This window comes from Streptomyces sp. NPDC088915, from assembly GCF_044749825.1.
Classification (GTDB): domain Bacteria; phylum Actinomycetota; class Actinomycetes; order Streptomycetales; family Streptomycetaceae; genus Streptomyces.
In genome coordinates this window covers 1-12,770 of the sequence record NZ_JBIVIR010000007.1, presented here as the reverse complement: position 1 = coordinate 12,770, position 12,770 = coordinate 1, and the positions used below count along the sequence as shown (strand labels likewise).

Genomic DNA, 12,770 nt, shown 5'->3' with positions numbered 1-12,770 from the left:
AACCACCCCTCGGCCCATGGCAGTACGTCCGGGAATCCAGTCTAGGCGGCGGAGCCCTCCGTGGGGACGGTGCGCGACGACTCCGTCACACGCGCCGCCGTGCGCCGCCCGTACGCCGCCCCAAGAGTGGAACAACGACGATCATTGCCCGGAGTCACCCTCCGTGATACACAGAGTGACCATACGCTTCTTCACACGGAAACCGGCCACACCACCGCAGGTCAAGACGGTCAGACCGGTCAAGTGTGCGGGGATCGGGTAAAGAGAGCCGTCAAGCAGTCACACGCGAGCGGTTTCATCAGCGAAGATAGAGCGATGACCCGTGCCGCCCGGGAGGGGCGGCCAACAACCCATACAGGGGCGGTGAGTTACATGTACCTGGCGGCTGAAAAGGGCGACATCACCACCATCATCGGTGGAATCGCCCCGAACTGGGGCCCCTTCGGGAGCCTGGGCAACGAGGCCAAGGTGATGATCGAGGTCGTGATGGCCGTGGCCATCCTGCTCTGCCTGGGCATCGCCATCTGGGGCGCGGCCAAGCAGCGCATCGGCGCGACCGCCCTCCGCGACACGTTCAGCGCGGAACAGGGCAAGGGCCTGATCGTCGCCGGCCTGACCGGCGTCTTCATCATCGGCTCCCTGGGCACGCTCTTCACCATCGTGTACGGGATGGCCGTCTGACGCCCCGCCGGACCGACCGCCCCGCGACCGCCCACCCCGATTGCCCACCTGAACCTGATGCCCAGTCCTGTTGAAGCACGGCCGTACCCGCGAACGAGTGAGGGGGCGTACCCGGCATGAGTCCCGGCGACGAGCACGACAGCTTCGGCGGCGTGGGCGGCTCGGGCCAGACCCGGACCCGCCTGCCCGAGGGCAACAGCGGCGACGTGTACGGCGCCGGGCGCCGCCCCGTCCGCAGCTCCCGCTCCCTCGTCACGGTCGTGGGCGTGGTGGTCCTCCTCGTCGGCGCCATCGCCCTCGCCAACCGCGGCGGGGGCGACCCGTCGGACCCGTCCGCCCCCCGCTCCGGCACCCCGGGCAAGGCGGCCTCCACGGCGGCCACGGGCGTCCCCCCGGTCACCACCGGGAACGGCCCGATCCCCACGGGCTACGCCCACGACGAACAGGGCGCCCAGAGCGCGGCGACGAACTACGCGGTGGCGCTGGGGTCGGCGGCGATGTTCACCACCGCCGGGCGCGACGAGATCGTCACCACGGTCTACACCCCCGACGCCGCGGCCGCCCGCCGGAACGACCTCGACGAGGCCTACGGCTCCAAGGAGCTCCTGACCCGCATCGGCCTGGAGGCCGACGGCACGGCACCGCAGGGCATGACGTTCATCTCCCGGGTCATTCCCGTGGGCTCCAAGGTGGAGAGCTACGGCACCGACCGGGCGACGGTGTCCGTCTGGTACTCGACCCTGTTCGGCCTCGCGGGCGAGGCCTCGCGGAACCCCGTCTCCGAGGCCTGGTACACCGATACGTTCGAACTGCGGTGGGCCGACGGCGACTGGAAGGTCACCAAGACCACCCAGAAGGACGGTCCCGTGCCCGTCGCCCGCGACCAGCGGGCGTCCGGAGCCCAGGACATGGCGGACGCCGTCGGACAGTTCGGAGGCTTCACTTATGCCCGGTAGGCCCCTCGTCCGCAGCGCCGGGATCGCCACCGCGTTCGGCGCGGTCCAGACGGCCGCCGTCCTGTTCGCCGGCCGGGCCTTCGCGGACCCCACGCCGCCGTCCACGCCCACGACGACGCCCACGCCTTCCCCGAGCCCGACCAGCAGGGGCTGTGAACTCCTCACGGGGCAGGCCAGGGAGCACTGCGAGAAGGGACAGACCGGCGGCGGGAGCGGTGGTCAGGGTTCGCTCACCGACCCCACCACGGCCCTGGATCCCCTGGCCTCCCTCTCCCGCGGCTTCGCCGACGCCGCCGTCACCACCCTCGACTACCTCTCCAAGGCCGTCAAAGAGACCGCCGACGTGGACTTCACCAACATGGAGTTCCTCGGCCGCTACGCCGTCGTCTTCGCCGCCTCCACCGTCCTCACCCTCCTCCTCTGGCTCCTCGCCGTCGCCAAGCGCGCCATCCGCGGCGTCCCCCTCACCACCGCCCTCTCCGAAGCCATCGGCTTCCTCTGGCTGACGGTCCTCGCCTCCGCCTTCACCCCCCTGATCCTCTACACCGTCGTCAACGCCACCGACGCCGTCACCGAGGTCATCGCCTCCGGCACCGGACAGCAGACCGACGTCTTCTTCGGCAGCTTCAAGCAGGCCCTCCAGAAGGGCGACAGCATCGGCGGCGGCCCGATCATGCTGATCATCGTGTCCCTGGTGACCGTGATCGCCGCCGGCGTCCTCTACCTGGAGCTGTTCCTCCGCGCCGTCATGCTCTACGTCGGCGCCCTCCTCGGCGTCGTCGTCTACTCCGGCCTCGTCGACAAGAACATGTGGGGCCACGTCCGCCGCTGGGCCGGCATCATGATCGCGATCATCATGGTCAAGCCGGTCATCGTCATCGTCCTCGGCCTCGCCGGCGCCCTCTCCTCCGGCACCGGCCCGGACTCCTTCTCCGCCGTCGTCTCCGGCCTCGCGATCATCCTGCTCGCCATCTTCGCCTCCGCGATGATCTACCGCTTCGTCCCCGGCTTCGGCGACGAGATCGCCGCCTCCCGCAACAACCGCCTCCACCGCGCCGGCGAGAACACCGCGGCCGCCGTCATCTCCTCCCCCGCCTCCCTCGTCTCCCAGGGCATCAAGACCCACAGCAGCCGCGGCGACGGCGGCGGTGGCGGCCAGGCCTCCGCGGCCCCCCGCCCCGCCAACCAGCTCTCCGGCGGCATGGCCGCCCACAGCAGCCGCGGCGGCGCCGGAGGCGGCGGCGCGACACCGCCCCCGGCCCCCCGCAGCAGCAGTCCCACCGCGGGCACCCCGCACAGCAACCGCAAGAACTCTGGAGGTGGAGGGCGTTGACGACCCAGTCCCAGCCGGTCGCGCCCCGCCGCACGTATCTCATCGGCCGCGCCCGGCCGAACGCGATCGTCGGCAAGAACCGCGAGACCGGCGAGATCGCCCTGATCATCGTCGGCGCCTTCCTCGGCATGATGAGCGGACTCCTCGTCCCCTCCCTCCCCCTGCGGATCGCCCTCCTCGCGGGCCTGCCCATGCTCGCGATCGCCGCCGTCTACCTCCCGTACAAGGGCCGCACCTTCTACAAGTGGTTCGAGATCAACCGCAGCTACAAGCGGATGCTCAAGCGCGGCACCGCCTACCGCTCCTCCGTCGTCGAGGCCGGCACCCGCCTCGACGGCCGCGAGGTCGAGATCGGCCCGCCCCCCGGCATCGGCCGCGTCGGCTGGCTCTCCGCCCCCTTCGGCCCCGACGAGATCGCCGTCCTCCTCCACGCCGACCGCCGCACCGTCACCGCCGCCATCGAGATCGAGGGCCCCGGCGTCGGCCTGCGCGACAGCGAGGACCAGGAGGCCCTCGTCGACCGCTTCGGCACCCTCCTCAAGCACGTCGCCAACGGCGACGGCTTCGTCACCCGCCTCCAGATGCTGGCCCGCACCCTCCCCGCCGACCCCGACGCCCACGCCAAGGACGTCGGCCAGCGCGGCGACCCGCACGCGCCCCCGTGGCTCCAGGAGTCCTACGACCAGCTCCAGTCCATGGTCTCCACCTCCAGCGAGCAGCACCGCGCCTACCTCGTCGCCTGCATGCACTACACCCGCGAACTCGCCGCCGAGGCCAACGCCATGGCCCGCGCCGCCCGCCACGCCTCCGGCGCCCGCCGCCTCGACCGCGACGCCGGCCTCGCCGTCGTCATGGCCCGCGAGCTCACCGACATCTGCGCCCGCCTCGCCGAGGCCGACATCCGCGTCCGCCAGCCCCTCGGCCAGTCCCGGCTCGCGTCCCTCGTGCACTCCATGTACGACCCGGACCACCCCATCGACCACATCCAGGCCATGACGAAACGAAACACCTGGCCGGCCGAGCTGGACGCGATGGAACCGACGTACCTCCAGGCCAAGACCCGCGAGTCCTCCACCCGCGCCCCCTGGTGCCACGCCACCGCCTGGGTCAAGGAGTGGCCGATGACCCCCGTCGGCGTCAACTTCCTCGCCCCGCTCCTCGTCCACACCCCCGACGTCATCCGCACGGTCGCCGTCACCATGGACCTGGAGCCCACCGAGGTCGCCATCGAGCGCATGCTCACCGAGAAGACCAACGACGAGGCCGACGCCAGCCGCGCCGCCAAGATGAACCGCACGGTCGACCCGCGCGACATCGCCGCCCACGGCCGGCTCGACCAGCGGGGTGAAGATCTCGCCAGCGGCGCTGCCGGGGTCAACCTCGTCGGGTACATCACGGTGTCGTCGCGTTCGCCCGAGGCGCTCGCCCGGGACAAGCGCACGATCAGGGCCTCGGCCGGCAAGTCGTACCTGAAGCTGGAGTGGTGCGACCGCGAGCACCACCGGGCCTTTGTGAACACCTTGCCGTTCGCGACCGGCATCCGCCGCTAGGGCCGAAGGGGCACAGACCCATGCGAGATCCGCTGTCCGTCCTCACCGACGCCTTCACCTCCTTCCTCTTCGGGAAGGTGGAGACGACCCGCCTGCCCGTCCGCACCTCCACCGGACAGGCCCAGGCCGTCTACCTGCCGACCGCGGCCCCCGGCCTCGGTGACTCCGGCGTCATCATCGGCCGCGAGGTCTACAGCGGCAAGGGCTACATCTACGACCCCTTCCAGCTCTACGGGCAGCAGCTCCCCGCCCCCCACTGGCTGGTCCTCGGCGAGTCCGGCAACGGCAAGTCGGCCCTGGAGAAGACGTACGTGCTCCGCCAGCTCCGCTTCCGCGACCGGCAGGTCGTCGTCCTCGACGCCCAGGGCGAGGACGGCGTCGGCGAGTGGAACCTCATCGCCCAGGAGCTGGGGATAACCCCCATCCGCCTGGACCCGATGGTCGCCAACGACGCCGGGATCCGCCTCAACCCGCTCGACCCGTCGATCACCACCACGGGACAGCTCGCGCTGCTCCGCACCATCATCGAGGTGGCGATGGGCCACGGCCTCGACGAGCGCTCCGGCTTCGCGCTCAAGGTCGCCCACGCGTACGTGAACAACCACGTCACCGACCGCCAGCCGATCCTCACCGACATCGTCGAGCAACTGCGCCACCCCAAGGCCGAGTCCGCCGAGGCGATGAACGTCGCCATAGACGACGTACGGGCCTGGGGCCTGGACGTCGCCCTCGTCCTGGACCGCCTGGTCGACGGCGACCTGCGCGGCATGTTCGACGGCCCGACGACCGTCGGCATCGACCTCGACGCGCCCCTGATCGTCTTCGACCTCTCCCACATCGACCGCAACTCCATCGCCATGCCGATCCTCATGGCGATCGTCGGCGTCTGGCTGGAGCACACCTGGATCCGCCCCGACCGGAAGAAGCGCATCTTCCTGGTCGAGGAGGCCTGGCACATCATCAACAGCCCGTTCGTGGCCCAGCTGTTCCAGCGCCTCCTGAAGTTCGGCCGCCGCCTCGGCCTGTCCTTCGTCGCCGTCGTCCACCACCTCTCCGACGTCGTCGACGGAGCGGCGGCGAAGGAGGCCGCGGCGATCCTCAAGATGGCCTCGACCCGGACCGTCTACGCCCAGAAGGCCGACGAGGCGCGCCACACCGGCCGGGTCCTCGGCCTGCCCCGCTGGGCGGTCGAGATCATCCCGACCCTCACCCCCGGCATCGCGGTCTGGGACGTCAACGGCAACGTGCAGGTGGTCAAACACCTCATCACCGAGAAGGAACGCCCGCTCGTCTACACCGACCGCGCCATGACCGAGTCCTCGGTCACCGACCCGGAACTGGAATGGGAGACGGAACAGCGGGCCATGCTCATCGAGCAGCAGATGAACGGCTCCTCGCAGTCCACGGTGGCGTAGGCGGGCGAGCGAGGCCCGGCGAGGCGGAGCAAGGCAGGTGGGGCGGATGGGACAGACGGACACGGCGCGCAAGGGAGGGGGAGGCGTCTCGGACGGGCTGCTGCTCGGCCTGTTCGGCCTCCTCCTCTGCCTCACGGTCCTGGTGTGGACGGCGACCGGCCTGGCGGGCCTGTTCGCCCACGGGGCCTGGCCGGACGGCGTCGCCTTCACCGGTACGCCCCCGGCCCTGCGCTCCCTGGTGACGGCCCCGACGGACCTCCCGGCCGCCTGGCCGACCACCCCGCCGGCCCAGCTCTCCGGGTACGGCCTCTTCTGGGGCCTCCTGATCGGCGAGGCGATGGTCCTGGCGGTCCTCGCGGTCTTCGTCCTGGGCACGGTGACCCGCTGGCGCGCGGTCCGCGCCCACCGCAGGGCGGGCACGTACGAGGAACCCGTACGGGAGCCGGCCCCGAACCCCCGGAAGCCGGTACGGGACCACACAGGCCCCCACCCGGCAAGCACCCCGTCGGCCCCGGCCCCGGCGTTCACCGAAGCGACCGCCACCGATCCGGCCGCCCGACCCCCCGCCACCACCATCCCGACCTCAACCCCGACCCCGACCCCGGCCACCCCACCCGAGCACACCAGGGAACCCGCCCTCACCCCCCTGAGCCCCGTACGGGAGACCCCGAGGTCACCCCTCTCCCCGGCCGAACCACAGATCCCCCCACAGCCCCGCACCGCACCCGCACCCGCACCCGCGTACGCAACCACGACCGCGTACGCAACCACGACCGCAACCGGGCACCCCGCCCCCGCAGGAGACGGCAGAGACGGCACCCTCTTCGGTCCGCCCGACGTCCGCCGCCCCCTCGCCGTCCAGGCGGTGCGGGACGCCGAAGGCCCGGTCCTCGTCGTCACCTCCGACCCCGCCGTCTGGTCGGACACCAAGGACGCGCGCGGCAAGCTCGGCCCGGTCCTCGTCTACGACCCCGGGCACCTCTGCGACACCCCGGACCGGCTCCACTGGTCACCCGCCGAGGACTGCGGCGACCCGGAGACCTCGCAGAACAGGGCCGCCGCCCTGCTCGCCCCGGTCCGCCCGCACTCCCGGCTGGACGCGGCGACCGCCGACACCGCGGAAACGCTCCTGCGCTGCTGGCTGCACGCGGCGGCCGTCGACGGCCGCCCCTTCCGGCAGGTGCACCGCTGGGCCCAGGGCGCCGACGCCCACGAGCCGGTACGGATCCTCCGCAGCCACCCCAGGGCGGTGTCCGGCCTGGCCGGGCTCCTGGAGTCCGCCCTGACCGCGCACCCCGAAAGCCGCCGCCTGGCACAGGAGCTGACGGCCCGTGCGTTCTCCGCGTTCTCCACGGTCCACATCAGGGAGGCGTGCACCCCGAACCGAACGGATTCGCTGGCGCTGGCATCTTTCCTCTCCGAAGGGGGCACCCTCTACGTGGTGGGTGAATCGATCGAGGACCCCCGCACCCACCCCGGCGCGATGCCGCTCCTGACGGCGCTCGCCGCAAGCGTGGTCGAGCGCGGCCGCCGCATGGCCGCACGGTCATCCGACGGTCGGCTCGACCCACCACTCACCCTGGTGCTCGACGACGTCGCCGCCGTCGCCCCGCTCCCCGCGCTCCCGGCCCTCCTGGCCGAGGGCAGGACCCGGGGCCTGCCCACCCTGGCCCTGATGCGCTCCCGCGAACAGGCGAGGACCCGCTGGCCGAACGACGCCCTGACCCCCAGGGCCTGACTTCGCCTCACCTGGCGCGCGAGGACTCCGGCCGCCGCAGCCCATACTCCAGATCGGTCAACTCCTCGCCCCCGAGCGTCGCCGCCCGTCCCCCCGTCGGCACGAACCCGAGCCGCCGGTAGACGGCCGCCGCGCGCGCGTTGTCCTCGTGCACGAAGAGCCGGGCCCGCTCGACGACCGGCGCCGGCCGCTCCCACGCCCACTCCAGGGCCGTCCGGAACAGCGCGTCGACGAGCCCGCGCCCCCGCGCCCCGGGACGTACGTACACGCCCACGACGTCGACCTGCGGCACCTCCACCACGTCCCCGAAGACCGTCTTCCCGTCCTCGGGCCGCTCCACGAGCACCGTCACCGTGCCCAGCCAGCGCCCGTCCGCCGCCTCCGCCACGAACTGCCGGATCCACGTCCCCAGGTCCTCCGACCCGCCCTCCGCCCGCTCGCGCCAGAACGACTCGGGCCGCGCCGCCGCCTCCTCGTACGACTCCACGAAGGCGAGGGAGGCCACCGGGTCCCGCAGCGCGTCGAGCCGCAGCTCCCGGACCTTCTCCCACTCACCGGACCGGACCGCCCGGACCACGCACCCGCCGCCGGCCTCCGGCTCCCCCGCCGGCCGCCGCAGCTCGTACTCCACCTCCTCCGCCGACGCGCTCCCCGGCACCGCCACCCGCTCGCCCGTCGCCGTGAAACCGAACCGCCGGTAGAAGGCCGCCGCCCGCGCGTTCTCCTCGTGCACGTACAGCCGCACCCGCTCGACCACCGGCTCCGCCAGCGACCAGGACCACTCCACGCCCGCCCGGAACAGCGCGTCGATCACGCCCGTCCCGCGCGCCTCGGGGCGCACGTACACCCCCACGACGTGCGTCTGCTCCACCGTCGCCGCCCCGCCGAACCGCACCTCGTCCGAGGGCCGCTCCACGAGCAGCGTGACCGTGCCCGCCCAGGTGCCGTCGGGCCCCTCGGCCACGAACTGCCGCACCGCCCCGTCGCCGTCCTCGGACGAGGCCTCCGCCCGCTCCCGCCAGAACGCGTCGGGCCGCCCGGCGGCGGCCTCGTACGTGTCGAGGAACGCCAGGTGCGCGACCGGGTCCCGGAGGGCGGCGAGCCGGATCTCGCGGGCCTTCTCCCACTCGTCGGCGCGGATGACACGTATCAGAGAGTCCATGGACCCGATCCTGACGACGGGCACACGCCCCTGACAAGGCATTTCCCGAGCCCCCGCTCCGCACGTCGTACCCCGGTACTACGCCCGGACCCCCCGCACACCACCCCGGTCCGACGCCCCGCCCCCGCCCGGCTCCTAGCGTCGGAGACATGATCCGAGCAGAGAACCTCACCAAGCGGTACGGGGACAGGACCGTCGTCCAGGACCTCAGCTTCACCGTCCGCCCCGGCACCGTCACCGGCTTCCTCGGCCCCAACGGCGCCGGGAAGTCCACCACCCTCCGCATGATCCTCGGCCTCGACGCCCCGACCCGCGGCCGCGCCACCGTCGACGGGCACCCCTACGACCGCCACCGCGCCCCGCTCACCCGCGTCGGCGCCCTCCTCGAAGCCCGCTCCGCGCACCCGGGCCGGTCCGCACACCACCACCTCATGGCCCTCGCCCACACCCACGGCATCCCCCGCGCGCGCGTGGAGCGGGTCCTCGCGCTCACCGGCCTCACCCACGTCGCCCGCACGCGCGTGAAGGGCTTCTCCCTCGGCATGGGACAGCGCCTGGGCATCGCCGCCGCCCTCCTCGGCGACCCGGCCGTGGTCGTCCTCGACGAACCGGTCAACGGCCTCGACCCCGAGGGCGTCCTCTGGGTCCGCACCCTCCTCAAGTCCCTGGCCGCCGAGGGCCGCACCGTCCTCTTCTCCTCCCACCTCATGAGCGAGACGGCCCTCACCGCCGACCACCTGATCGTCATCGGCAAGGGCCGGCTCCTCGCCGACACCACGGTCGACGCGCTCGTACGGTCCTCCGGCGGCGCCTCCGTCAAGGTCGTCACCCCCGAGGCGGACCGGCTGCGGACCCTGCTCCCGCCCGGCGCCCGGGTCACCGCCGAGGCCCCGGACACCCTCCTCGTCACCGGCCTCGACGCACCCGGGATCGGCCGCGCGGCCGCCGCCCACGCCCTGCCCATCCACGAACTCACCCCGCAGGCCCCCTCCCTGGAGCAGGCCTTCATGGACCTCACCCGCGACGCCGTCGAGTACCGGACCGAGCGCCGGCCCGAGCACCAGGGAGCCGCAGCATGACCACCACGACCACCACTCCCGGAAACGCACCCGGCATCACCCCCGCCCGGGTCCTCCGCTCGGAGTGGCACAAGCTGTGGACGGTCCGCTCCACCTGGATCACCGTCCTCACCGCCGTCGCGTTCCTCCTCGGCGTCGGCCTCCTCATGGGCGCCACCTACACCTCCGACGGCGGCGACTCCGACGTCGACACCGTCGTCCTCACCCTCTACGGCTCCCGGCTCGGCGGCATCGCCCTCGCCGTCCTCGGCATCCTCGTCACCGCCGGCGAGTACGCGACGGGCACGGTCCGCGCCTCCCTGACCGCCGTCCCCCGCCGCCTCCCCGTCCTGTGGGCGAAGGCCGCCGTCTACACCGCCATGGTCTTCGCCCTCTCCCTGACGACGGCCCTCCTGACCTTCCTCACCGCCCAGGTCTTCCTCGACGACACCGACCAGGCCGCCTCCCTCACCGACGACGGCGTCCTCGCCGCCGTCGCGGGCAACGCCGCCGGCGTCACCCTCCTCGGCGTGATCGCCCTCGGACTCGGCGCCGCCCTCCGCTCGGTGCCGGGCGCGATCGGCGCCTTCGTCGGCGGAGTCCTGATCGTCCCCGAGGTCCTCGGCATGCTCCCGTACGAGGCGGTGGACACGGCCCTCCGGTACTTCCCCACCCAGGCCGCCGGCGTCCTCGGCTCCTCGACCGCGCTCCCGGGCGCGGCCTCCCCCGGCGCGGCCCTCCTGGCCCTGCTCCTGTGGGCGTCCGCGGCACTGGCCGTCCCCACCCTGTTGCTCAAGCGCCGGGACGTGTGAGGAAGATGACGGCGTGACGACGGAGACGGAAGAACACCGGAGCGGGGGCACGCGTACGGACACGGGGACGGGCCTCAGCCGCCACGTCGACCGCCTCCTCACGCGCGTGCGTGCCTTCGACGCCCGCCACCCCCGGCCCTGGGACGCGGTGGTGACGTCCTGCTGGGTCGTGGCGGCGCTCGTGGACGCGACGGGCGGCTGGCGGAACACCGCCCCGGACCCGACCCTGCCGGCCCGGCTCGTGGCCGTCCTCAGCCTGGCCCTGACCGTGCCGCTGTACTGGCGCCGCCGCCACCCCACGACCGCCCTGGCCGTGATGGCGGGCGCGGCGCTCGTCAGCGACGCCTCGGGCGCCTTTCTCCAGGCCTCGTACCTCCAGCTGCTCCCGGTCTTCCACATCGCGCTGCTCCGCCCGCCCCGCGCGCTCCTGTGGGCCCTCGCCCTGCTCCTGCCGCCGCTGGTGACGGGGGCCGTCCGCTTCGTCCCGGGGAGCTGGGACCAGCGGGTCGTCCCCACCCTGTGGGCGTACGCGCTCGTCGCCCTCCTCGGCATCACGGTCCGCTCCCGCAAGGACCGCACGGCGGGCCTCGTCGACCGGGCCCGCCGCCTGGAGGTCGAACGCGACCAGGAGGTCCGGCTCGCCGCGGCGGCCGAACGGACCCGCATCGCCCGCGAGATGCACGACATCATCGGCCACAACCTCTCGGTCATCACCGGTCTCGCGGACGGCGGCCGGTACGCGGCGGCCAAGAGCCCCGAGCGGGCCGTCCAGGCCCTCGACGCCATCGGCACGACGAGCCGCGAGGCCCTCGCCGACCTCCGCCGCCTCCTGGGCGTCCTGCGCGACGACGAGCAGGAGGCCGTACGGGACCCCCAGCCGACCCTCGCGGACCTGGACGCCCTGCTCACCGGCGTACGCGAGGCGGGCCTGCCGGTACGGCTCCGCACCCACGGCGAGCCCCCGGCCCCACCCCTGTCCCCCGGCGCCCAGTTGACGGTCTACCGGGTGGTGCAGGAGGCCCTGACGAACACCCTCAAGCACGCGGGCCCCACCGCGAGGGCGACCGTGCTCCTGACGCACACCCCCGAGGAGGTACGGGTGGAGGTCACGGACACGGGAACGGGCGCCGCCCACGCCCCTCGGGGGCAGGGCCAGGGTCTCACCGGAATGCGCGAACGCGCGGCCCTCTACGACGGCACACTCGACTGTGGCCCGCTGCCGGTCGGCGGCTGGGCCGTCCGGCTCCGCATACCCCTGCGAACCCCCCGGGAGGTCTCCCCCTCGTGACGACCGTTCTCATCGCGGACGACCAGCCGATGCAGCGCTTCGGCTTCCGCATCCTGCTGGAGAGCCAGGACGACATGACCGTCGTCGGCGAGGCGTCGAACGGCGCCGAGGCGGTCCGCCTGGTCGACGGCCTGCGCCCCGACGTCGTCCTGATGGACATCCGGATGCCGGGCCTCGACGGCATCGAGGCGACCCGCCGCGTCATCGCCACGGGCGCCCGCACCCGCGTCCTGATCGTCACCACCTTCGACCTGGACGAGTACGCGTACGACGGCCTGCGCGCCGGCGCCAGCGGCTTCCTGGTGAAGGACGCCCAGCCGGAGGAGCTCCTCGCGGGCGTCCGCGCGGTGGCCGCCGGCGACGCGGTCGTGGCCCCGAGCCTCACCCGCCGCCTCCTGGACACCTACATCCACCACCTGCCGCCGTCGCCCGCGCACGGACCCCGCCCGGAGGACCCCCGTCTCGCCGCCCTGACGGACCGGGAACGCGAGATCCTCACGGTCATCGGCCGGGGCTGGACGAACACCGAGATCGCCACCCGCCTCCACCTCGCGGAATCCACGGTGAAGACCCACGTGAGCCGCATCCTCGCCAAGACGGGCGCCCGCGACCGCGTCCAGGCGGTCATCCTGGCGTACGACGCCCAGCTGGTCGCGCCGGCCTGAAAAGGCGGTCGGGGAACGGCCCGTGAACGCAGAAAAGCCCCGCACCATAAAGGTGCGGGGCTTTCCCACAATGATTGTTCGGCGGTGTCCTACTCTCCCACAGGGTCCCCCC

10 protein-coding genes and 2 pseudogenes are annotated in these 12,770 nt (G+C 73.0%); 10 read left to right on the top strand and 2 right to left on the bottom strand.

What is annotated here, in order from left to right:
- The first annotated feature begins 372 nt into the window (after positions 1-372).
- The 6 genes from ACIP5O_RS14400 to ACIP5O_RS14375 all read left to right on the top strand — a co-directional run bounded on the left by ACIP5O_RS14400 (position 373) and on the right by ACIP5O_RS14375 (position 7,673).
- On the top strand, positions 373-681 hold the full coding sequence (locus ACIP5O_RS14400) for a hypothetical protein (protein ID WP_024757447.1): 309 nt from the start codon (positions 373-375) through the stop codon (positions 679-681).
- A 116-nt stretch (positions 682-797) separates the two neighbouring features.
- A complete protein-coding gene (locus ACIP5O_RS14395) occupies positions 798-1,637 on the top strand; it encodes a hypothetical protein (protein WP_401292754.1) in 840 nt (279 codons plus the stop codon).
- Positions 1,627-2,970 (top strand): hypothetical protein, encoded by a 1,344-nt coding sequence (locus ACIP5O_RS14390; RefSeq protein WP_401292751.1) that lies wholly within the window; start codon positions 1,627-1,629, stop codon positions 2,968-2,970. Before ACIP5O_RS14395 ends, ACIP5O_RS14390 begins: the two co-directional genes overlap by 11 nt.
- Positions 2,967-4,520: an SCO6880 family protein gene (locus ACIP5O_RS14385; protein WP_401292748.1), complete on the top strand. Its 1,554-nt coding sequence runs from the start codon at positions 2,967-2,969 to the stop codon at positions 4,518-4,520. Before ACIP5O_RS14390 ends, ACIP5O_RS14385 begins: the two co-directional genes overlap by 4 nt.
- 20 nt (positions 4,521-4,540) lie before the next feature.
- Entirely contained in the window at positions 4,541-5,935 is a 1,395-nt protein-coding gene (locus ACIP5O_RS14380; protein WP_401292746.1) for an ATP-binding protein, read from the top strand.
- A 46-nt stretch (positions 5,936-5,981) separates the two neighbouring features.
- Positions 5,982-7,673, top strand: a complete 1,692-nt coding sequence (locus tag ACIP5O_RS14375; RefSeq protein WP_401292744.1) for a type VI secretion protein — start codon at positions 5,982-5,984, stop codon at positions 7,671-7,673.
- A gap of 7 nt (positions 7,674-7,680) precedes the next feature.
- Here ACIP5O_RS14375 and ACIP5O_RS14370 read toward each other — a convergent pair.
- Positions 7,681-8,142, bottom strand: a pseudogene (locus tag ACIP5O_RS14370) (GNAT family N-acetyltransferase); the annotation flags it as partial.
- A 138-nt stretch (positions 8,143-8,280) separates the two neighbouring features.
- Positions 8,281-8,835 (bottom strand): annotated as a pseudogene (locus tag ACIP5O_RS14365) (GNAT family N-acetyltransferase); the annotation flags it as partial.
- A 149-nt stretch (positions 8,836-8,984) separates the two neighbouring features.
- On the opposite strand from ACIP5O_RS14365, the gene ACIP5O_RS14360 reads away from it, so the two are divergent.
- The 4 genes from ACIP5O_RS14360 to ACIP5O_RS14345 are packed head-to-tail and all read left to right on the top strand — an operon-like array spanning position 8,985 to position 12,658.
- A complete protein-coding gene (locus ACIP5O_RS14360; protein WP_401292742.1) occupies positions 8,985-9,914 on the top strand; it encodes an ABC transporter ATP-binding protein in 930 nt (309 codons plus the stop codon).
- Complete coding sequence (locus ACIP5O_RS14355) at positions 9,911-10,705, top strand: ABC transporter permease (RefSeq protein ID WP_401292740.1); 795 nt, start codon at positions 9,911-9,913, stop codon at positions 10,703-10,705. Before ACIP5O_RS14360 ends, ACIP5O_RS14355 begins: the two co-directional genes overlap by 4 nt.
- Before the next feature lie 13 nt (positions 10,706-10,718).
- Positions 10,719-11,993 carry a sensor histidine kinase gene (locus ACIP5O_RS14350; RefSeq protein ID WP_401292738.1) on the top strand — a complete coding sequence of 425 codons (1,275 nt, stop codon included), beginning with the start codon at positions 10,719-10,721 and terminating at the stop codon, positions 11,991-11,993.
- Entirely contained in the window at positions 11,990-12,658 is a 669-nt protein-coding gene (locus ACIP5O_RS14345) for a response regulator (protein ID WP_401292735.1), read from the top strand. The genes ACIP5O_RS14350 and ACIP5O_RS14345 overlap by 4 nt, the downstream gene beginning before the upstream one ends.
- Positions 12,659-12,770 lie beyond the last annotated feature (112 nt).

Bases quoted from the DNA above. Each gene is read 5' to 3' on its own strand.
- ACIP5O_RS14400 (WP_024757447.1), top strand. From the start codon at position 373: ATGTACCTGGCGGCTGAAAAGGGCGACATCACCACCATCATCGGTGGA.
- ACIP5O_RS14395 (WP_401292754.1), top strand. From the start codon at position 798: ATGAGTCCCGGCGACGAGCACGACAGCTTCGGCGGCGTGGGCGGCTCG.
- ACIP5O_RS14390 (WP_401292751.1), top strand. From the start codon at position 1,627: ATGCCCGGTAGGCCCCTCGTCCGCAGCGCCGGGATCGCCACCGCGTTC.
- ACIP5O_RS14380 (WP_401292746.1), top strand. From the start codon at position 4,541: ATGCGAGATCCGCTGTCCGTCCTCACCGACGCCTTCACCTCCTTCCTC.
- ACIP5O_RS14375 (WP_401292744.1), top strand. From the start codon at position 5,982: ATGGGACAGACGGACACGGCGCGCAAGGGAGGGGGAGGCGTCTCGGAC.
- ACIP5O_RS14360 (WP_401292742.1), top strand. From the start codon at position 8,985: ATGATCCGAGCAGAGAACCTCACCAAGCGGTACGGGGACAGGACCGTC.
- ACIP5O_RS14355 (WP_401292740.1), top strand. From the start codon at position 9,911: ATGACCACCACGACCACCACTCCCGGAAACGCACCCGGCATCACCCCC.